Source organism: Xanthomonas sp. NCPPB 1638 (genome assembly GCF_041475635.2).
GTDB lineage: Bacteria > Pseudomonadota > Gammaproteobacteria > Xanthomonadales > Xanthomonadaceae > Xanthomonas > Xanthomonas cucurbitae.
In genome coordinates this window covers 3,287,896-3,309,623 of the sequence record NZ_CM192984.1, presented here as the reverse complement: position 1 = coordinate 3,309,623, position 21,728 = coordinate 3,287,896, and the positions used below count along the sequence as shown (strand labels likewise).

General features: G+C 66.5%; 12 protein-coding genes. 4 read left to right on the top strand and 8 right to left on the bottom strand.

The genetic code is table 11. From position 1 onward, the window contains the following. Nucleotides 1-121 precede the first annotated feature (121 nt). From ybaL to ACCQ13_RS14210, 4 genes are all read right to left on the bottom strand, one after another. A complete protein-coding gene (ybaL, locus tag ACCQ13_RS14225; RefSeq protein WP_159407378.1) occupies nucleotides 122-1,819 on the bottom strand; it encodes a YbaL family putative K(+) efflux transporter in 1,698 nt (565 codons plus the stop codon). A 470-nt stretch (nucleotides 1,820-2,289) separates the two neighbouring features. Next, entirely contained in the window at nucleotides 2,290-4,686 is a 2,397-nt protein-coding gene (locus ACCQ13_RS14220) for a TonB-dependent receptor plug domain-containing protein (RefSeq protein WP_104603120.1), read from the bottom strand. Nucleotides 4,687-4,896: 210 nt separating this feature from the next. Continuing rightward, nucleotides 4,897-7,284 (bottom strand): TonB-dependent receptor plug domain-containing protein, encoded by a 2,388-nt coding sequence (locus ACCQ13_RS14215; protein ID WP_104603121.1) that lies wholly within the window; start codon nucleotides 7,282-7,284, stop codon nucleotides 4,897-4,899. Between the two features lie 595 nt (nucleotides 7,285-7,879). Further along, nucleotides 7,880-10,273 carry a TonB-dependent receptor plug domain-containing protein gene (locus tag ACCQ13_RS14210; RefSeq protein ID WP_104603122.1) on the bottom strand — a complete coding sequence of 798 codons (2,394 nt, stop codon included), beginning with the start codon at nucleotides 10,271-10,273 and terminating at the stop codon, nucleotides 7,880-7,882. Nucleotides 10,274-10,452: 179 nt separating this feature from the next. Here ACCQ13_RS14210 and ACCQ13_RS14205 point away from each other — a divergent pair, with 179 nt between their 5' ends. Beyond that, nucleotides 10,453-12,372, top strand: a complete 1,920-nt coding sequence (locus tag ACCQ13_RS14205) for an ABC-F family ATP-binding cassette domain-containing protein (protein ID WP_104603123.1) — start codon at nucleotides 10,453-10,455, stop codon at nucleotides 12,370-12,372. A gap of 315 nt (nucleotides 12,373-12,687) precedes the next feature. Here ACCQ13_RS14205 and ampR read toward each other — a convergent pair whose 3' ends face one another. Further along, the gene (ampR, locus tag ACCQ13_RS14200) at nucleotides 12,688-13,560 is read right to left on the bottom strand and encodes a LysR family transcriptional regulator AmpR (RefSeq protein WP_104603124.1); all 873 of its coding nucleotides are present in this window, start codon (nucleotides 13,558-13,560) and stop codon (nucleotides 12,688-12,690) included. Nucleotides 13,561-13,660: 100 nt separating this feature from the next. On the opposite strand from ampR, the gene bla reads away from it, so the two are divergent. Continuing rightward, a complete protein-coding gene (gene bla, locus ACCQ13_RS14195; protein ID WP_159407377.1) occupies nucleotides 13,661-14,554 on the top strand; it encodes a class A beta-lactamase in 894 nt (297 codons plus the stop codon). 152 nt (nucleotides 14,555-14,706) lie between these two features. Here bla and ACCQ13_RS14190 read toward each other — a convergent pair whose 3' ends face one another. Together ACCQ13_RS14190 and ACCQ13_RS14185 are read right to left on the bottom strand one after the other, a co-directional pair. Next, entirely contained in the window at nucleotides 14,707-16,854 is a 2,148-nt protein-coding gene (locus ACCQ13_RS14190; protein WP_104603177.1) for a phosphocholine-specific phospholipase C, read from the bottom strand. A 76-nt stretch (nucleotides 16,855-16,930) separates the two neighbouring features. Next, entirely contained in the window at nucleotides 16,931-19,345 is a 2,415-nt protein-coding gene (locus ACCQ13_RS14185) for a TonB-dependent receptor (protein ID WP_159407375.1), read from the bottom strand. Between the two features lie 551 nt (nucleotides 19,346-19,896). Here ACCQ13_RS14185 and ACCQ13_RS14180 point away from each other — a divergent pair. Both ACCQ13_RS14180 and ACCQ13_RS14175 read left to right on the top strand, forming a co-directional pair. Continuing rightward, on the top strand, nucleotides 19,897-20,190 hold the full coding sequence (locus ACCQ13_RS14180) for an FmdB family zinc ribbon protein (RefSeq protein ID WP_104603127.1): 294 nt from the start codon (nucleotides 19,897-19,899) through the stop codon (nucleotides 20,188-20,190). A gap of 71 nt (nucleotides 20,191-20,261) precedes the next feature. Next, on the top strand, nucleotides 20,262-20,846 hold the full coding sequence (locus ACCQ13_RS14175) for a hypothetical protein (protein WP_372372224.1): 585 nt from the start codon (nucleotides 20,262-20,264) through the stop codon (nucleotides 20,844-20,846). Between the two features lie 75 nt (nucleotides 20,847-20,921). On the opposite strand, the gene ACCQ13_RS14170 is transcribed toward ACCQ13_RS14175, so the two are convergent. After that, entirely contained in the window at nucleotides 20,922-21,698 is a 777-nt protein-coding gene (locus ACCQ13_RS14170; protein ID WP_104603128.1) for a DUF3011 domain-containing protein, read from the bottom strand. Nucleotides 21,699-21,728 lie beyond the last annotated feature (30 nt).

The following is a 21,728-nucleotide window of genomic DNA, read 5'->3' as shown; positions in this document are numbered from 1 at the left end:
CTCGGGGCCTTGCCAAACCGCCTGCGCCAGGACGGAGACAGGCTCCATCGCCGTGATAGTGCTCCATGCGCATCCTTTGGTTTGGCGATGGACCGTGTGCCATCGGGAGTAAGTCGCAGGCTCACGACGCCGGCACGTTCAACGCCCGATACGGCGGGGTGGACATCACCATCTCGGCCAGCGAGTAGGCCAGCTCGCGTTCGGCCAGCACCGCGCCGTCGGCGCCGTGGTCGAGCAGATGCTTCACCTCCGCATCGCTGTGCGCGCGCGCCAGCAGGGTCAGCGACGGATTGATCGCGCGCAGCTTGGCCAGGGCTTCGCCGGCTTCCAGCGGTTGCGGGATGGCCAGGATTGCGATCTTGGCGTGTTCGGGGCTGGCCTCGGCCAACACCCGGTCGGCGGCCGCGCTGCCGCGGATACCGGGAATGCCGGCGGCATGCGCCTTGGCCACATGCTCGCCGTTGTCGTCGATCACCAGCACCGGGACACCACGCCCGCGCAGCAACTGCGCCAGCGCGCTGCCGACGCGGCCATAGCCGATCACGATGGCATGGCCGCTGGTGGGCAGCGGCGGGCCGGGTGGCAGCTCGGGTTCCACCGCCGCCGGCGCATCCTGCGCCTGCCGGGCCTGCCAACGGTCCAGCCACGAGAACAGGAACGGGTTGGCCACGATCGACAGCAGCGCGCCGGCCAGGATCAAATCGCGCCCGGTCTCGGGCAGTATCGCCAGCTGTACGCCCAGGCCGGCCAGGATGAAAGAGAACTCGCCGATCTGCGCCAGGCTGGTGGAAATGGTCAGCGCCGTGCCGGTGGGGTGGCCGAATGCGCGCACGATCAGGAAGGCCGCCAGCGACTTGCCCACCGTCACGGTCAGGAACGTGGCCAGCACCTGCCAGGGGTGTTCGACCAGGATCATCGGGTCGAACAACATGCCCACCGACACGAAGAACAGCACGGCGAATGCGTCGCGTAGCGGCAACGAATCGTTGGCCGCCTTGTGGCTCAGTTCCGATTCCTTGAGCAGCATGCCGGCAAAGAACGCACCCAGCGCGAACGACACGCCGAACAGCGTGGCCGACAGGAACGCCACGCCCAGCGCGATGCCGAGCACAGCCAGGGTGAACAGCTCGCGTGAGCCGGTGGCGGCGACCTTTTCCAGCGACCACGGGATCACCCGGCGCCCGACCACCAGCATCACCGCGACGAAGGCCACCAGTTTCAACACGGTCACGCCGAGCGCGGCCAGCAGCGACGGAGAGTGGCCTGCGTGCGTGGCGGCCGGCGCGCCGGTTCCCAGCACCTCGGCCAGTGCTGGCAGCATCACCAGCGCGATCACCATCACCAGGTCTTCGACGATCAACCAGCCCACCGCGATGCGGCCGCGCTGGGTGTCCAGCAAGCGGCGCTCTTCCAATGCGCGCAGCAGCACCACGGTGCTGGCCACCGACAGCGCCAGGCCGAACACCAGCCCGTGCATCAGCGGCCAGCCCATGCTCCAGGCCAGCGCCCAGCCGAGCAGGGTGGCCACCACGATCTGCGCCAGCGCGCCGGGTACCGCGATCCACTTCACTTCCATCAGATCGTCGAGCGAGAAATGCAGGCCCACTCCGAACATCAGCAGCATCACGCCCAGCTCGGACAGCTGGTTGGCCATGTCCTGGTTGGCCACGAAGCCGGGCGTGAATGGCCCGACGCAGACGCCGGCCAGCAGGTAGCCGACCAGTGGCGAGAGCTTCACCTTCTGTGCGAGCGTGCCCAGCACGAAAGCGACCGCGAGGCCGACGGCGATGATGTCGATGAGGCTGGTGTCGTGATGCATTCCAATCCGTTGTGAGGGAGTCCGGAGAAAGAGCTGGGGCGGGCCCTGGCCAGTATCGCTGCGCAGCGCATCGCCTGCGGGCATTGCGTGCGGATGGCGGGTGTCCGGCGCGAAGGGAACAGGACCGCAGGCGCTGGTCCGGTGTGGCCGGGCCGTCATAGTACACACGGCTTGATTAACGTGATGCGAGCCGTTGTCGGTACCGCTCACCCATGCTCCCTCTGCAGCGGGTCGCTGCCCAGGCTGTCGGTGTGCATCCACGCTGCGTGGTGGATGCAGCCTGATTGCCGGCACGGGAACGGCGCGCCACGGCGGCGGCGTGGACGCCGCACCGGGACGGTGGCATTGCCTTGTCGCGCAACGGGATATCGATGCCCGCCCTGCGGATGCGCCGCGCCGCGCGTGGTCGTCGCAGCGCGACCACGCAGCTGCGCTGCGCCGGACCCCAGCCCGGCGCAGCCTGTCGCGGATCAGAACCGGTAGGTGACCCGGCCGTACCAGTAGCGCCCGTTGAAGCCGAACGGCGAGAGCGACGAATATTGCAGGCCGCTGGCGCGGTCGTCGTAGCCGGTGGTCAGCTGGGCCTTGGTCGGGTACTGGTTGGTGAGGTTGTCTGCGCCGACGGTGAAGGTGAAGGCATTCCAGGTCTGGTTGGCGGCAAGGTTCAACAGCCAACGCGCAGCGTAGGTCTGATCCTGGCTGCCATCGGCCGGGTCGCCGATGCGCTTGATCGCGCCGTAGCGGGTGGCATTGACGTTCAGCGCGAACCCGCCGATCGACCAATCCGCTGCGGCCATGTACTTGGTGCGCGGCGTCGATTGGGTGAGCAGGCCCTGGCTGGCGCGTCCGAAGTTGGGGTTGGACAATTCCAGGATGGTGGTCTTGTTGTAGTTGGCGCTGGCGCTCAGGTTGAGCTTGCCGTAGCTGCCCAGCTCAGCCTGGTAGCTGTTGATCCAGTCCACGCCGCGGGTACGGCTGGTGGCGCCGTTGACGAAGAACTGCACCGCGGCCACCTGGCCGATGGGCTGCGCCAGCTGCAGCTGGTCCGAATACAGAATCTGGTCCCAGATGCGGATCTGGTAGACGTCCAGGCTGGAGGTGAAGTTGGCGGTGGGTTGCCACACGCCGCCCAGCCCGTAGTTGGTGGATTTTTCCGGGCTCAGCGGGCGGGCGCCCAGCTGCAGGGCAACCGGATCGGAGGTGCGGTAGGTGCCCACCTGGACCAACTGGCCGTCCTGCGGCAGGGTGACCACCGAAGCGTAGTTCTGCTGCGCCAACGACGGTGCGCGGAAGCCGTTGGAGACGGTGGCGCGCAGTGCGAACGTATCGGTGAAGGCATAGCGTGCCGACAGCTTGCCCGCACGGGTGGAGCCGGCATCGCTGTAGTTCTCGAAGCGCCCGGCAATACCGCCGGAGAGCTTGTCGGTCAGATCCGCTTCCAGATTGGCGTACACCGCATTGCTGTGGCGGCCGAATTTGCCGGCCACCGAGGGTTCCAGGCCAGAGAACACCTGCGCGCCGCCGGGGTAAGGCGTGCCGGTGGAGGGGTCGATGGTGTTGGGGTCGAAGAAATACGAGGCCGGCGAGCCAGCAGTGATCGCGTAGCGGTCCTGGCGATGCTCGGCACCGAAGGCTACGTTCACCGGATACGCCAGGCCCCAGTCGAAGGACTTGTTGATGTCCAGATTGACCGTGCCCTGTTCGGTCTCGAACCCGCCGGCATTGAAGTTCAGTGGCGAGTTGCCGGTGGACCAGTACAGGCTGGTGTTGATGCTGTCGAGGATGTTGAAGGTCATGTCGTTCTTGCCATAGGTGGCCGACAGGTCCCAATTCCATTCGCTGGCAGTGCTGCCCTTCAATCCCAGCACCGCCGAGCGGTCGTTGACGGGATTGTAGATCTGCGGCAGGAAGCCGTTGGGATACACCGCCTGCACATTGCGGCTGGTGTTGTCATAGGCGCGGTAGTAGCCGTTGGAGGTCACTTCGCGGCGGCTCATGCTCAGATGGCCGTACAGCTCGAGATTAGGCGAGAAGGTGTAGCCGAATGCGGCCAGGCCTTGATAGAACGTGGAATCCGGATCGCCATGGCGTTGGTAGGGCACACCGCCGGGATTGGCCGCACCGGCGATGGTGGTGGCGCGGTTGGTGTTTTCACTGCGATTGGTGTCCATGGTGTTCTGGTAGTTCCAGGACAGCCGCACCCAGCCTGGTGCGGCATCGCCGCCGCCGCCGAACGGCAGGCCGATCGAGCCATCGATACCATTCTGCGCACCATCGCCCTTGTCCATGAGGCCGCCGTTGATCGACACGCTGTTGCTGCCGGCATCGGCGCCATGCTTGAGCACGATATTGACCACGCCGGCGATGGCATCGGAGCCGTATTGCGCCGAGGCGCCGTCGCGCAGCACTTCGATGCGTGCGATCGCCGACATCGGCAGTGAATTGAGATCGGCTGGCGCCGAGCCGCGGCCCACGTAGGGGTTGTAGTTGATGAGCGAGGAGGTGTGGTAGCGCTTGCCGTCGACCAGCACCAGCACCGCGTCCGGCGACAGCCCGCGCAGCGTGGCCGGGCGCGCTGCATCGTTACCGTCGGAAATGGCCGGGCGCGGGAAGTTCAACGAAGGCAGCAATTTGCCCAACGCGGTGGCGATGTCGGTGGCGCCGGTGGCCTGCAGCGATTGCTCGGTGATGATGTCGATCGGCGATTCGGATTCGGCCACGGTGCGGTCGCTCACGCGCGTGCCGGTCACGATCAGGGTATCCAGGGTTTTTTGCGGTTCGGCGGTTTGCGACTGCGCGCCGGCAGTAAACGCGCACAGCGTCAGTGCAGCCGAAATTGCCAGCGAGAGGGCGTTGGAGGTGTGCATGGGGATCAAGGCTCAAAGGGGCGGGTGGGCGTAGCCGCCAGGCTAGGGAATGCCGGTACTGCGGCGGCGGAGGGGAAATCCGTAGTACCCGCGTCCTGCACGCATCGGGAGCCGGGCGTGCAGTGCGGGAACGGCGGTAATCGGCAATGCGTGGTCAGCCGCATTGCCGCGCGAGCAATGCGCCGGTCGTTGCCGCCCGGCGCGCGGCATTCACCATGTGTAGTTCACGTTGGCGTACACCAGTGCGCCGTTGAAGCCGAACGGCGAGGCATTGCTGTAGGGCAGATAGTTGCGCGTGCCCAGGCCGGCTTGCTGGCGATCCGGATATTCGTTGAACACGTTGTCGCCGCCGACGGTGAACGCCCAGGCGCCCAGCTTGTAGGACGCGGCCAGATCCAGCGTCCACTTGGCCGCGTAGGTCTGGTCGCTGCCGGCATTGGTGCCGAAGGTGCTGAACTCGCCCCAGCGCGTGGCGGTGCCGGTGAAGGACCAGTTGCCCGGCGACCAGGTGCCGCCCAGGAAGAACTTGTCGCGCGGCGTCCCTTCGGTGATGCGACCCAGTTCCGCCCGGCCAATGCGGACCGCACCCGGGTCGATCGCCTCCAGCGCGGCCGGGTTGGCGGCGATGCGTTCGATCTCGGTCTTGTTGTAGTTGTAGCCGGTGGTCAGCTCGGCATTTCCGCTGTCCAGGGTCCAGCGATAGCTGCCCACTGCATCCACGCCCTGGGTCTTGGTGTCCACCGCGTTGGTGAAATAGCGCCCGCCACCGATGCCGGGAAACCCGTTGGCCTGCAGATAATTGCGTGCGGCGGTGGAGGTGAGGTTCTCCGACAGCACGATGCGGTCATCGATATCGATGCGGTAGGCATCGACGGTGATGTACAGGTTGTCTACCGGCTGCAGCACCACGCCCAGCCCGTAGTTGTTGGATTCCTCGGCCCTGAGTGGTTCGGCGCCCAGCGCGATGGCCGCCGGGTTATCGGTGCGGAAGGTGCCGATCTCGAACGGAATCGCCGCCACCGTGCCGTTGGGCTGGGCCACATTGAGAAACTGCGTGGCGATCGATTGGAAATTCTGCTGCTGCAACGAGGGCGCGCGGAACCCGGTGGACACCGTGGCACGCAGCGCCACCTTGGGATTGAATGCATACCGCAGCGACAGCTTTCCGGTCGCGGTGTCGCCGAAATCGCTGTACTTCTCGTAGCGCCCGGCAAGACCGGCGGAGAATTTTTCGGTCAGGTCCGCTTCCAGGTCCACATACGCCGAGTGACTGTTGCGGTTGTAGTAGCCGGCATCGGAGCGTTTGAAGCCTGGGAATACCTGCGCGCCCGGGATCAACGCGCCATTGGCCGACGGAATGCCGCCGTTGGCCGAGGAAGCCGCATCGCCCGGTGATTGATTGAACTTCTCGCCGCGCCATTCCGCACCGAAGGCCAGCGTCACCGGATAGGCCAGGCCCCAGTCCAGGGTCTTGGTGAAGTCGGCATTGAGCACGTTTTGCGTCACTTCCAGCGTGCCGGCATGGAAGTTGGTGGGGCTGGCTAGGCCCAAACTGTTGTTCAAGCTGTTGCGTACATCGAAGGTGAGGTTGTTCTGGCCGTAGTTGTAGCTCAGATCGATGTTCAGGCCGCCGTCGGTGGAGGTCTTCAAGCCGCCCACCCACGACACGTCCTTGCTGACGTTGTAGATCTGCGGCAGGAAGCCGTCCGGATAGATTTCCGGGCGGTTGCGGTTGTCGCCGGCAAAGCGGAAGTAGCCGTTGGACAGCACTTCGCGCCGGCTGAGCGTGCCGAACGAATAGAAGGTGAGGTAATCGGTGGGGCTGTATTGACCGTTGAACGACACCGCGCCCTGGTCGATCTCGGGATCGCCGTAACGCTGCTCCACTCGGCCGCCGAACGGCACCGCGCGGTTGGTCTGGTCCGAATGGCCGGCCTGCGCGGCCAGATGCACCTTGCCGGTGCCGGCGAAGCTGAAACCGGCATCGCCGGACAGTTGGTACTGCTCGCCGTCGCCGGCACTGTATTTGCCGTAGCGGCCATTGACGCTACCGCCTTCGCCGCTGCCCTTGAGCACGATGTTGATGACGCCGGCGATGGCGTCCGACCCGTATTGCGCCGAGGCACCGTCGCGCAGCACTTCGATGCGCTCCACCGCGGCGATCGGAATGGTGTTGAGATCGGCCGGCGAAGAACCGCGGCCCTGGGTGTCGTTGAGGTTGATGAGCGCGGTGCTGTGGCGGCGCTTGCCGTTGACCAGCACCAGCACCTGGTCCGGCGACAGGCCACGCAGCTGCGCCGGGCGGACCGCATCGGAGCCATCGGAGATGGCGGGACGGGGAAAATTGAGCGAGGGGATTGCGCGTGACAGCGCGGTGGCCAACTCGGTGGTGCCGGTCGATTCCAGTGCCTGTGGCGAAATGATGTCGATCGGCGATGCCGATTCGGCCACGGTGCGATCGGCCACGCGCGTGCCGGTGACGATCAGCGTGTCGAGGGTTTTCTGGGCGGGAGCCTGCGATTGCGCGACTACGGTTGAAGCGGAAAACGACAAGGCAACAACGACAGCGACTGCGAGCGGACTGGACTTGCAATTCATGCGGTGAAAACTCCGAGTGGGGAACGGATGCAGCGCAGTGGGCCCCCTCCCAGGCCGCGTCCGTTGCGGCAGCTGCGGTGCGTTCTCAACCATTAACCACGCGTAACCGCATGTCAAATTTTGGTTACGTTGCGCATGCAACCGTCATCAACAATATGCTGATGCCAACGTTGTCATCGTGCACCAAAGTGATGCGTGGTTCGCACTTCTTTGGAACGCCCCCCGGAATAGCGGCGTTTTGCGCCGGACGTTATGGGGCGTAATATCTGCTATGAAATCTGCGTTTCACGCGGCGATCTGCACGCTTGCTGCACGCCGTTGCGCAAACTGCGCTGCATTGCTTCGCCGCTGTTGCCACCACCGACGCCCACGGTGGTGCCCGCCAGGGACGCATGCAGCCGCTCCCTAAAACGCACATGCCCCGGACTGGCCGGGGCATGTGGTCGAGCGTTTGTGTTCCTGCACAAAAAGCATGCAGATACTTCAAACCCGATTGCAGTCAGCCATATTCGCTGCGGAAACGCATGGAAATCCAGGTGTTCGGGCAGCCAGCGCATGCGCGCAGCGGCGGCATGGGTGGCTCAGCGGGGCAGCGTTACCAGCGATAGTTGATGCGCCCGTAGACATAGGCACCATTGAAGCCGAACGGCGACAGGTTGCTGTATGGGAACTGCCCGCTGGTGGAGTTGGCGAAATTGTTTTCGTCCGGGTATTGGTCCAGCAGGTTGTCTGCGCCCAGGGTCAGCGTCCAGCGGTCCACCTTGTAGCTGGCCGATGCATCCACCACCCACTTGGTACCGAAGGTCTGGTCGTTGATCGCCGCGGCCGGGCGCGTGCTGTACTTGCCGTAGCGGGTGGCACCCAGCGCCAGCGTCCAGTGCTCGGAATTCCAGCTGCCGTTGATGAGGAACTTGTCACGCGGGAAGCCTTCTTCGATGCGGCCGCGCTCAGTGCGGTCGATACGCTCCAGGCTCAGCCCGTTGGCCGACAGCGCCGCCGGGTTGGCGGCCACGCTGCGCACCTCGGTTTCGGAGTAGTTGTAACCGGCGGTCAGGTCCACGCGGCTGGCGGCCAGCTGCCAGCGGTAGCTGCCCACCACGTCCACGCCGCGCGTGCGCGTGTCCACTGCATTGGTGAAGTAACGTCCGCCGTTGATGCCGAAGATGCCCTGCGATTCCAGCAGGCTGCGCACGCCGGCACCGGTGAGGTTGGACGACAGCACGATGCGGTCGTCCACATCGATCTGGTACGCATCCACGGTGAGATAGAGCGCATCGGTGGGCTGCAGCACCAGGCCCAGGCTGTAGGACAGCGAGGTTTCCGCATCCAGCGGTTCGGCACCGAAGGCGCGCGCTACGCTGCTGTCGGCCGGGAAGGTGCGGATCTCGAATGGATTAGGGTTGCCGGCCAGGAAGGTGGTGCTGGTGGACTGGAAATACTGCTGCGGTAGCGACGGCGCGCGGAAGCCGGAGGCCACCGTGCCGCGCAATGCGATCTTGTCGGTAAACGCATAGCGCGCCGACGCCTTGCCCGAGGCCTGGCTGCCGAAATCGCTGTAGTCCTCATAACGCCCGGCAAGCCCGGCGGAGAACTTGTCGGTGAAGTCGGCTTCGATGTCGGCATACAACGCGTAGCTGTCGCGCGAATACTGCCCGGACACGCTGGGTGCGAATCCGCCGAAGCCCTGCGCGCCGCCGGCCAGCGTGCCAGCCTGGAAGTACGAGCCCACTTCGCCCGGCGACTGGTTCCACTTTTCGTTGCGGTACTCGGCACCGAAGGCCACGGTCACCGGATACGCCAGGCCCCAGTCGAAACCGCGCTTGACGTCCAGGTTGACGATGTTCTGCGTGGTCTCCAGCGCGCCGTCGTAGAACGAGGTGGGCGAGGTCGGCCCCAGGCTCACGTTGAGCGTGTTGCGGGTGTGGAAGTCGATGCGGTTGTAGCCGTAGTTATAGCTGGCATTCCAGTCCCAGCCGCCGGCGGTGGCGCCGCGCACGCCGGCCACCAGCGAACGGTCCTTGGCGTAGCTCTGGATCTCCGGCAAAAAGCCCTGTGGGTAGACCGACAGGATGTTCTGGCTGCTGCCTGGCGCGCGGAAGAACGCGAACGAGGTGATGTCGCGGTTGCTGGCGGTGGCGAAGGCGTAGCCGGTGATGCTGTCGCTGAACTGGTATTCGGTAGTGAGCGAGGCGGCCTGCGCATTGACGTCCGGGTCGCCGATCTTGAATGCCTTCTGGCCCACGGCCGGCTGCGAGACGCTGGGCGCGCCGGCATAGCCGCGTGCGCGGTCGGTGGGGTCCTGCTGGTTGAGCTGGGCGGCCACGTGCAGCCAGCCGCGGTCGCCGCCATAGGCCACGCCGGTGTCGCCGGACAGCTCGTAGTTGCTGCCGTCGCCGGCCGAGTACTGGCCGAAGCCGGCCTGCAGGCTGCCGCCCTGTTCGGCGCCCTTGAGCACGATGTTGACCACGCCGGCGATGGCATCGGAGCCGTATTGCGCCGAGGCGCCGTCGCGCAGCACTTCCACCCGTGCGATCGCCGTCACCGGGATGGTGTTCAGATCCACTGCGGCGGCGCCGCGGCCGATGGTGCCGTTGAGGTTGAGTAGCGAGGAGGTGTGGCGGCGCTTGCCGTTGACCAGCACCAGCACCTGGTCCGGCGACAGGCCGCGCAGCTGGGCAGGGCGGATCGCGCTGGTGCCGTCGCTCAGCGCCGGGCGCGGAAAGTTCAGCGAGGGCAGCGCGCGCGCCAGCGCGGTGGCCAGCTCGGGGGTGCCGGTGGCCTGCAGCGACTCGGCGCTGATGATGTCGATCGGCGACTGCGATTCGGCCACGGTGCGGTCGGCCACGCGGGTGCCGGTGACGATCACCGTATCCAGGGTGTTGGCGGTGCTGGCCGGCGCGGTGGCAGGTGCGGCGGTCTGGGCCTGGGCGGGAGAGGCAAGCAGTGCAGCGACCACGGCGGTCGCAAGCGAAGACAGGGGGATGTTCATGACAACTCCGAAACGTGGGTCCGGGCAAGGCCCGGCAAGACTGGGCAGGTGGCGTCGGGCGCGGGCGAAGATCTGCATCGGCCAACCTGAAGGCGCTAATTATTCGTTAACGCTAGAATGGCGTCGCAGGAATGCTGCTCATCTGCTCATTCCTTTTCGTTCTATCGGACTGTCCATCAATGATTTCCCTGCGCAACTTCTCCATGCGACGCGGCGAGCGTCTGCTGTTGTCCAACGTCGACCTGACCATGCATGCCGGCTACCGCGTTGGCGTGGTGGGCCGTAACGGTACTGGCAAGTCGAGCCTGTTTGCCGCAGTAAAGGGCGAGCTGGAGGCCGACAAGGGTGACTTGGACCTGCCCGGCAAGGTGCGCACCGCCAGCGTCTCGCAGGAAACCCCGTCCTTGCCCGACCCGGCGCTGTCGTTTGTGCTCGGCGGCGATATCGAAGTGTCTGCGGTGCTGCAGGAAGAGGCCGAGGCCACCGCCCGCGAGGACTGGGAGGCGGTCGCCAACGCGCACCAGAAGATGGCCGAGATCGGCGCCTACGACGCCGAGGCGCGCGCCGGCAAGCTGCTGCACGGCCTGGGCTTCCCGGCCGATACGCACCACCGCGCGGTGTCCTCGTTCTCCGGTGGCTGGCGGGTGCGTCTGAATCTGGCGCGCGCGCTGATGATGCCCAGCGACCTGCTGCTGCTCGACGAACCCACCAACCACCTGGACATGGATGCGGTGCTGTGGCTGGAGCAATGGCTGCTCAAGTACCCGGGCACCTTGCTGTTGATCTCGCACGACCGCGAATTTCTCGACAACGTGGCCACCCATACGCTGCACCTGCACAGTGGCACCGCCAAGCTGTATGTCGGCGGCTATACCGATTTCGAGCGCCAGCGCATCGAGCACCTGCGCCAGCAGCAGATCGCGCACGACAAGGAACAGGCCGAGCGCGCGCATCTGCAGAGCTTCATCGACCGCTTCAAGGCGCAGGCCAGCAAGGCCACCCAGGCGCAGAGCCGCATGAAGCGCCTGGCCAAGATGGCCGGCACCGAGGCGGTGCGCGCCGAGCGCGAATTCCGCATCCAGTTCGCCCAGCCCAATCGGCTGCCGTTTTCGTTGATCCGCTTGAATCATCTGCAAGCGGGTTATCCCGCGCCCGCGTCCCTTCCCCCGCGTACGGGGGAAGGTGCCCGAAGGGCGGATGGGGGCGACGCTGCCACGGTCATCCTGCACGATGTCGGTTTCGGCCTGGAAGCAGGTGATCGGATCGGGTTGTTGGGGCCCAATGGCGCGGGTAAGTCCACCCTGGTCAAGACCCTGGTGGGCGAGCTGGCACCGTTGTCGGGCGAGCGCAGTGCGCATCCGGACCTGCGCATTGGCTACTTCGCCCAGCACACGGTGGAATCGCTGCATGAAGGCCAGTCGCCGATGGACCACTTCCGCAACCTGTCGCCGGATGGTTCCAATCAGGCGTTCCGCGATTTCCTGGGTAAATGGAATTTTGCCGGCGACCGCGCTTTCGAAGTGGTGGACGGCTTCTCCGGCGGCGAGCGCGCGCGTCTGGCGCTGGCGCTGATCGCCTGGCAGCAGCCCAACGTGCTGTTGCTGGACGAACCGACCAACCACCTGGATCTGGAAATGCGCGAGGCGCTGGCCGAAGCGCTGAGCGATTTCGAAGGCGCCATCGTGATGGTCTCGCACGACCGCCATCTGATCGGCCTGGTCTGCGACAGTTTCTGGCGCGTGGCCGATGGCGTGGTCGAACCGTTCGCTGGTGACCTGGACGAATACGCCGCGTGGCTGCGCAGCCGCCCGGCCGCGCAGGGCACCAAGCAGAAGATGGCCGAAGTGGCACCCACCCCGCCGCCGCCGACCAAACCGCTGCCGCCGAAAAAAGCCGTCAACCCGCATAAGCTGGCCAGCGCTGAACAGCGCGTGGGCGAGCTGGAGGCGGCGCTTGCAGAACTCGACCGCGCACTGGCCAACCCTGCCAACTATGCCGACAGCGAAAAGATGGCAGTGCTGGGCCGCGACCGCGAGGCTACCGCGCAGCAACTGGCCGCAGCGGAAGCGGCGTGGATGGAGCTGATCGAGGGGGTATAGGAGCGGGGGCGCGATGATGGGGCTGGTGAGAGTGCCTGTTGATCGATGATGCGTAGAGCTTGAAGGTGATGGAAGTGCGCTTCGCGCCCGCACCCTCATCCGGCGCTACGCGCCACCTTCTCCCAGCGGGAGAAGGGAGCAAGCCGCAGCTCTGGTGATTAACAGCCCCTCTCCCTGCGGGAGAGGGGTTGGGGTGAGGGTACGGCGGAAGACAGCCATCTTGATGGAGGGGCCAGGTGTGGTGCGGCGTAGCCATCTCATAAGGGAGGCAGTGTCGAGTGCACGCAGGCAATCACCACTGGAACGCAGTCCACTTCACCCCGGCTTTTGCTCCACCAACAACCACGCAAGCAACCTCCTCCCAGCCTCGCTCCCCGGCCGCGAGCGCAGTCGCGTCAGCCAGTAACGCCCCGCATCGATCGTGATCGGGAACGGGCACACCAGCCGCCCGGCATCCAGATCCTGGCGAAACATCGGCAGCGGCAACAACGCCACGCCGGCACCGGCTGCCGCGGCGCTGGCCAGCGTCAATGAGGAATCGAACATCGCCCCGCGTGCGGCGACCTCGGCCACGCCCGCCGCACGAAACCACTGCGGCCATTCGTCCAGACGGTACGAGCGCAATAACGGCAGCTGGGCCAGATCGGCTGGTGTGCACAGGCCACGCGCCATGTTGGGTGCGCACACCGGCGCGAACGGTGCTTCCATCAGCGCCTGCGCAATCTGGCCCTGCCAGTCGCCATCGCCGAAACGGATCGCCAGATCCAGCCCTTCGCCGGCCAGATCGACCCGGTTGTTGTGGGTGGACAGGCGCAATTCGATCTCCGGATGCGCGGCATGAAAGGCCGGCAATCGCGGCAGTAGCCAGCCGGTGGCGAAGGTACCCACAACGCCCACGCTGAGCACGTCGCGATAGCGCCCATCGGCGAAGCGCTCCAGGGTGGCGGCGATGCGGTCGAAGGCCTCGCCCAGCACCGGTGCCAACGCCGCGCCCTCGTCGGTCAGCGTCACCCCGCGCGGCAGGCGATGGAACAGGCTGGTGCCCAGCCGTTGCTCCAGCGCCTTGATCTGGTGGCTGAGTGCGGCCTGGCTCACGCACAGCTCGTTCGCTGCACGGGTCAGGTTTTGATGGCGCGCGGCGGCTTCGAACGCGCGCAGGGCATTGAGCGGGAGGCGGGGGCGGGGCATCGAGAGAGATTAGTTCAATTCATGCCTGTGATCGAAACATCGCGATGGTCGTCTGCGGCGTGCGCATCGATACTGCGGGCTCCCTCAAGGAGGCAAACGCATGTTGAATCGGCGAGAGTTCTTGTGCGCAACCGGCGCGGGCATGCTGTCTGCGGCGTCCAGACCCGCGCGCGCACTCAGCCCGGCGGTGAATATGGACGACCTGCTGCGGGCACAATGGGCGGACATCGAACGTGGCACCGGTGGTCGCCTGGGCATCAGCCTGCTCCACAGCGCCACCGGCTGGCGCCTCGGGCAGCGCGAGAACGAGCGCTTTCCGATGTGCAGTACCTTCAAATTTGTATTGGCAGCCGCGGTGCTGCAGCGGGTGGATCAGGGCAAGCTCACGCTGGCGCAACCGGTCAAGATCCGTGCCTCGGACATGCTGGAGCATGCCCCGGTCACCAAGGGCCATGTCGGCGGCGCGCTGAGTGTCGGCGACCTGTGCCGGGCCACGATGATCTATAGCGACAACCCGGCTGCCAACCGGTTGTTCCCGCTGGTCGGCGGCCCACCCGGCGTGACCGCCTTCCTGCGCGGTATCGGCGATGCCAAGACCCGCAGTGACCGCTACGAGCCGGAGATGAACGGGTTCGCCCCCGGCGAGCCGCGCGACACCACCACCCCGGTGGCCATGGCGTCGACGCTGCGCACGCTGCTGCTTGGCGCTGCGCTGCAGCCTGCCTCCCGCAAGCAGCTGACCGACTGGATGATCGACAACCGCACCGGCGACGACTGCCTGCGTGCGGGGCTCACGGCCGACTGGAAGATCGGCGACAAGACCGGTAGCAACGGCACCGATACCCGCAACGACATCGCCATCCTCTGGCCGCCGAAGGGCCGGCCGCCACTGCTGCTGACCACGTACTTGAACGGTGCCAAGGTCGACGATGCTGCACGCGATGCGGCGCTGAAGGCGGTGGCGGTCGCGGTGCGGGAATGGTTTGGAAGGTGAGCCTGCCGAAGCTACACGTGCCGCTAGCGGCGCATGTCGATTCGGCAGGCACGATGCTGGCTAGGGAGGTTGCGACGTTCTTCCACGCAGCGGCGTGATGCGGAGCGATGGTTGCCGCTGGCCAGCGGCAACATTCAACCTGGCACGGCCACTCAACCCAGCGCGCCGATGATGACAGGCCTGTCCTGTTGCAACCGCGCAGGCCCCCCCATGGCGGGATCGCTGACGCTGTCGGCGCCGGTTTCGATACGACCAGCCAGGCGCTGGGCCGCGCCGTCGTGGTGCACCCACAGGTCGTACCAGCCGCCGGTTCCTGCCGCTTTCCAACGGCGCTGCTCGGTCGCGCCGGGCGCAATGCCGAGGCGCTCGTGCGGCTGCGCGGCTGCATAGGCACCTGGTTGTAGCTCCACCTGCACGGCAGCGCTGCCGCCATTGCGCAGCGATAGCAACACGGCTGTGGCGTCGTTCGGATCTTGTGCGATCTCAGCCACCAGTAACGGGGCGCTCAGGTCGCCGCGATAATGACGATGGAATCCAGCCGGGCCGATCAGCCACAGATCGTAGCGGCCATCGTAGGTGGCCCAGTCGCCGTCCAACACGGCATCGGGGCCGACCGTGTAGCGGCGCGGGATCGCTGCCAGGTCGTAGCGGTCATAGACCTGCAACACCAGTGCTCCGCCGCTGTTGTGCATGCGTAGCCGCACCTCGCCACGCTCGGGCACATGCGCCAATTGCACGCTCGGGCGATACGGCACGGCGCGCGAGCGGCGCACGCCGAAGGCTTGCGCGGGCGGTTGCAAGGTGGCCGGCAGCGGCGGCAGCGTGTGCTCGCGCATGGCCGCTGCACGCGTTGCCGCATCGCCCACATCCGGTAGCGTTGCGACGAATGGGCGTGCATCGGCGCTGCGGAAGTCGAACGCATTGGTCAGGTCGCCACACACCGCACGCCGCCATGGCGTGATCTCCGCTGCCTGCACGCCAAACCGCCGTTCCAGCAGGCGCAGCACCGAGGTGTGGTCGTACACCTGCGAATCCACCCAGCCGCCACGGCTCCACGGCGAAATGACATACAGCGGCACGCGCGGACCAAGCCCGTACGGGCGGCCGCGTAGCTCAAGCAGATCCACTTTCTGCTCGCCCGGTGCAGGCTGGCGATGGTCGTCGTCGTCGGTGGCGATGCTGGAGGCGCCGGCAAACCCGCTAGCGGCACGCGGGTCCGGCGATGGCGGCGCAGGTGGCGGCATGTGATCGAAGAAGCCGTCGTTCTCGTCGAACATCAGCAGCAATGCCGTGCGGCTCCACACCTGCGGATCGGCGGTGAGCGCATCCAACACCCGCGCGGTATAGGCCGCGCCCTGCGCCGGGCTGGATGGGTCCGGGTGCTCGCTGCCTGCCGCGTCGGCAATGACGAAACTCACCGACGGCAGGCGGCCGGCCAGCACATCCTCGCGCAGCTGCGCCACGCCGCGGGTGCTGACGCCGCGCGCGCGCAGCTGCGCATCGTGACCGGGCGCCTGGCGGTAGGCATGGCGAAAGGTCTCGAATCCGGCCAGCGGGTTGTCGGTGAAGTTGTCGGCCATGTCCTGGTAGATCTGCCAGGACACCCCGGCGTGCTGCAACTGCTCGACATAGGTGGTCCAGCGATACGGCTCGGCAAAACCGCCCAGTTCCGGAAAGTTGTCGTGCGAGTTGCCGATCACCGGCCCGCCATGGTGCGCCTGCGGGTCGTTGCCGCCGGTCCACAGGAACACCCGGTTGGAATTGGTGCCGGTCTGGATCGAGGCATGGTACGCATCGCACATGGTGAACGCATCGGCAAGCGCGTACTGGAAGGGAATATCGGCACGCCCGTAGTAGCCCAGCGCGTGATTGTGCTTGGCCGCCGTCCAGTGCCCGAGCCGGCCATGGTCCCAGGCCCGTTGTGCGTCCGGCCAGCTGTGCGGCGTGCCCTTGATGCGCATGAAGCCGAATTGCGCTGCGGTATCGAGCGCGAACGGCGTCAACCACTGCGTGCCGTCTTCGCTGGGCTGCAGCCACACCGTGCGCGAGGGCGCACCTGGCAGCGGTGGAGCCGGAATCGGAAAGCGATCGCCAAAGCCGCGCACGCCAGGCAGTGCGCCGAAGTAATGATCGAACGCGCGGTTCTCCTGCATCAGGATCACCACATGCTGCAGATCTTCCAGCGTGCCACTGCGGCGGTCCGGTGCGATGGCGGCGGCACGCGCGATGCTGGGCAGCAGGGCGGCCGCGCCGCTGGTCAGGCCGGCTTGCAGCAAACGGCGGCGGGGCAGGTCGATCATGGGCATTCGCATCGCATCGAAAGGGATGCCCACAGCGGTGTGCACTGCGAGCATCGCACAGCATGGCAGGTCGTCGTTACAGATCCAGCGTCAGCGTCAGCCCAAGCGTGCGCGGCGCGGCGATGAACGCGCTATCGCTGCCGTCCACCCCTTCCAGATAGCGCTTGTCGGTGAGGTTGCTGACGTTGAGTGCCAGCTGCAGGCCCTTCAGCTGCGGTGACAGCTGCGCCAGCTCCAGCCCCAGATTCGCAGTGAAGGTAGTCACGCCATCGAGCGCGGTGCGGTTGGAGGCATCCAGGTAGCGCTTGCCCAGATACCGACCGGACACACCGAAGCGCCATGCCTGCCCGCGCCAGTCGGCCGACATCACCAAGGTGTTGCGCGGTTGGCCGATCACCTGCGCACCGGGGGTGATCTCCAGCGCGGTATCGCGTGCCGTATCGCCACTGCCCAGGTAATCGGCCTTGTTGTAGGTGTAGGCGCCATTGATGCGCCAGCCGTTGTCCCAGCCGTAGCCCAGTGCGGCTTCCACGCCGCGCGCATGCACACCGCCGAAGTTCTCGTACACGCCGTCGGTTTCGCCCAGGTAGTCGATGCCGGTAACGAAGTTGGCCGGCACATAGACGATGCGGTTATCGAAGCGGATGTCGTACAGGGTGAGGCTACCGGTCAACGGCCAGCGGCTGAGGCGCAGGCCCAGTTCTACGTTGTCGGCGGTCTCCGGCTTCACCCGGCTCAAGGCGATCGGGTCGGTTTCGCCCAGTACGCCGGAGGGAATCGCCGCAAAATTCTGCGAGTACCCGGCAAAGGCTTCCAGCCCCTGCACCGGTGTGGTCCAGGTCAGGCCGGCCGACAGCAGCGGGTCTGAATGCGCATCCGATTCCACATGCTGCGCATCGCCGATGCGGCGGTCGCGGGTCTGGTCGAGAAAGAATTGCTTCACCCCCACGCGCCAGGCGAACGCGCCATAGCGCATCACATCTTCCACGTAGTACATCTGCTCGTCTGTCTGGTATTCGTCCTTGAACTGCACCCAGTACGGCTGGTGATCGAAGCTGATGTTGGTGCCCACGTTGAGCAGGCGATGCCAGTCGCGGGTGACGCTGCGGTCATAGCGCTCCAGCCACGCGCCGGCACGCACGGTGTTGTCGATCGGCCCGAGGTCGTGGCGCCATTCCACATCGACCATGGCGCCGGCGCGGTGGTTGTCGTAGTGGCTGTGGCGATACGACTGCACCGGCACCGAGCCTGCCGGATAGCAGGCTGGATTCGATTCGGCCGGTATCGCATCACTGCCGGTGCAGCCGGCCAGCTGCGTGGCTGCGGCGCCGCCGGGAGTGAGGTAGTGCAGCTTGCCCAGGTCGCTGCCGCCGTACACGGTGTTGCCGCCGCGCGCCTCCGATTCCGGCGCGCCGGCTCCGTCATTGGTGACATCCACCAGGTAGGGCGGGATCCAGTCGCCGCGGCCCTGCATGCGGTGTGCGTAGCCGGTGAGCGTGGCCTTGATGCCGCTGCCGCCGTCGAAGGCGCCGCGCAGGTAGCCAAACGTGTTTTTGCGCAATGCACGCGAGCCGGAACGGTAGTTCTGGTCCAGAGACGGGATGCCGGTGAGCCTGCCGGTCAGCAGATCGTGTTCGGGGTCGCGCGCAAACTGCTCCGGCGTCACGCTGGTGTATTCGGATTCGTCGGCATCGTCGTAGGAGGCGTAGCCGCTGAGCGTCCAGGCACCCAACGCGCTGACGAACTTGCCGGCCAGGTGATCGCGGCGGGTGTGGCCGCTACCGTCGATCCAGTCGTCGTTGCGCGCCGACGAACCGCTGATCCAGGCGCGCGTGTTGCCGCCCACCATGCCGGTGTCGTAGCGCGCGTAGTACTTGCGCGCCTGGTTGTCGCCGATGCCGCCGATCACGCGCACGCGCTGTTCTTCCAGCGGCTCGCCGGTGAGGTAGTTCAAGGTGCCGCCCAGCGCCTCGTTCGAGCGCGAGGCGATATCGGCGGTGCCCTGGCTCACTTCCACCGTCTCCAGGTCCGGCATGTCGATGAAGCGGTTGGCCTTGGAGCCACCGCCATAGGCCGAGCCGCCATTGGGGACGCCATCGATGGTGGTGCCGATCTGCTGTGTGTCGCGGTTGCTGACGAAACCGCGCATGCTGATCTGGGTGCCCCAATCCGACGAGCCGAACGCATCGGCTTCGGTGACCACCACGCCGGGCAACTCGTTGAGCGCGCCGTTGACGCTGCCCAGCACGAATTGCCGGTCCAGCATCTCCTTGCTCACCGTGGTCTTGGAATAGGTCATCGCCTGGCCGACTACCTGCACCTGCCCCAGCGTGGAGACTTGCTCGCCATTGCCGGTCGGTGCGTCGCTCGCAACCAAGCCTGGCATTGCGTCGTCTGGAGCGTGCTGTGCGTAAGCGGGCAGGGTGAGCGGAATCAGCAGTAATGCGAGCGTTGCCGGGTGGCGCACGCGCGAGGAGGACGTCGAATCCATTGCAATCCAACAGCGGGGGATCTGCGAAGCCTGCCGCGCTTGCGTTGCGTGATGATGACCGCAGCAACGGATGGGGCTGCGGTCAAGCATAGCGATGCGTCGAGTCGCAGCGGCAAGAGCGGGTTTGAAAACCCTGCGCACCGATCATCTCGACTGGTCCTTGCCCGCCCACCGTCGCGGGACCCTTGGCGGCATGGATGCTGCCACGGAGCTTACAAGGACGTACTTGCAGCGTGTCCTGCGATGGTGGGCGGGCAAGGGTCCTTCAGCAAAGCCGCAGCGTCGAGGGCGCGGTGGCCTCACCGCTCGCGGGACACGCCGTTAACCCGTCCATGGGGGCTCGATGGCGGCATCCATGCCGCCAACGGTCCCGCAATCGGCAAGGACACCACGCCAGACAGTTGGTTGGTGGTTCTGTTGAAGAGCAAAGAGCGGGTCGATACGGCCAGCGCAGCCTTGGCATGATGTGATGTGATGTGCCGCGCCGCTGCCCCGGCGCGTGCGCATCGGTCTAGAATCTGCGCCTGCATCGTCTTCCCACGTCTTCCGTCATGCCTATCTACGCGTTCCAGTGCACCACCTGCGGCCATGCGTTCGACCGCCTGCAAAAGATGGCCGACCCCGATCCGCAGACCTGCCCGGCCTGCAGCGCGGCCACGGTCAAACGCCAGGTCACTGCACCGTCGTTCCGGCTGTCCGGCAGCGGCTGGTACGAGACCGACTTCAAATCAGCCGGCGAAAAGAAGAAGAACCTCACCGAAACCAACAGTGGGGGCGAGGCCAAGCCGGCCGCGGCCAGCGACAGCAAGCCGGCTGCGACGACACCGGCGGCCGGCCCGGCATGATGGGGCGCCTGCGCGGACCGCTGGCCGGCCGCGCGCTGCGCCGTGCGTGCTGGCCAATGGTCGTCGTCGCGATGGTGGCAACGGGTGGATGTGCCGGCCCCGCATCGCCACCCGCTGTGGTCGCCTTGGCGTCGGCCGACCGTTTCATGGCGGCGCTGGCCGTCTATTGCGGGCAGGCCTTCGCCGGCCGCGTGCTGGTCGATGCTCCCGCGTCGGCAACCCCCGGCCCGTTCGCCGGCAAGGTGCTGGTGATGCATGTCCGCGGCTGCGAGGATCCAATCCATGAATTGCGCGTGCCGTTCCACGTTGGCGACGATCATTCGCGGACCTGGGTGCTGACCCGCACGTCGGCCGGCGTGCGGCTCAAGCACGATCACCGGCACCCCGACGGCAGCCCCGATGCAATGACCCAGTACGGCGGCGACAGCCGCGCTGGCGGTACCGCCACGCGCCAGGAATTTCCGGTGGACGCGGCATCCATCGCCCTGTTCCAGCGGCTCGGGTCCACTGCCTCGCTGGAAAACACCTGGGCCATCGATATCCAGCCGGGCCGGCAGCTGGTCTACGAGCTGAGCCGCCCGAACGGGCGGCTGTTGCGGGTCGCGTTCGATCTTACCCGGCCGGTGGCATTGCCGCCCGCTCCCTGGGGCGGCTGAGCGCCGCGTAGCAGTCTGTCGGCCTGACGCAGGGGCTTGGCATCGACGCGCGCGGCCGCCTGCGCGCAACCGCCGTCAGCGTGCGTCGAAGCGCGCGCGGCAGCCATCGTTGACCCAGACGATCGAACGCTGCGGGTCATAGCCCCAGGTGCGGCCTTCCTCGCAGCGGGTGTCCGAGAGCTGGCGCGTCGGCACCGGGTCACCGGCGCGGTTGTCCCATGGACAGGTGCGCAGGCGGCGGTCGTCGCTGCTGCAGGTCACCGAGTAGCCGGGGCGTGGGCGCTCGCCTGGCCAGTCGCCGCCGTCGTCGCGATCCCAGCCGCGGCCGCCGCGTACCTGCGCAAATTCCGCCCGGCAGCCGTCGTCCACCCAGATCCGGCCGTTTTCCTGGCGCCAGTTGCGGCCTTCTACGCACGGGGTATCCGAAAGCTGGCGCACCAGCATGGCGCGCCGCCAGCCGGTATTGCAGATCGCCTGGCGCTGGTCGCGGCTCTCGCAGCGCACGATGCCGGTGGCATTGCCGGGGCGGTCGTCGCCGCCATTCCAGCCGCCACCACCCCAGCCGCCGCGCGCCTCGACGAAGCGGCCGCGGCAGCCATTGTTCACCCAGATGCGGCCGCGGTCGCTGCCCCAGTTGCGGCCTTCGATGCAGCGCGTTCCGGAGATGTTTTCCACCAGCGCGGCGCGCCCACGGAACGGGGTGTCGCATTCGCGGCGGCGGTTGTCGTTGCTGGAACAGGTGATGCTGGGGCCATTCCAGCCGCGGTCCTGCGCGGCGGCGGGGCGGACGCCGAGCGCGCCACCGAGGGCGATCAGGCTGAAGCCGGAGAGCAGCAGGGCGGTGCGCAGCATCGGGACGTCCTTGGTGCGGGAGGGGCGTGG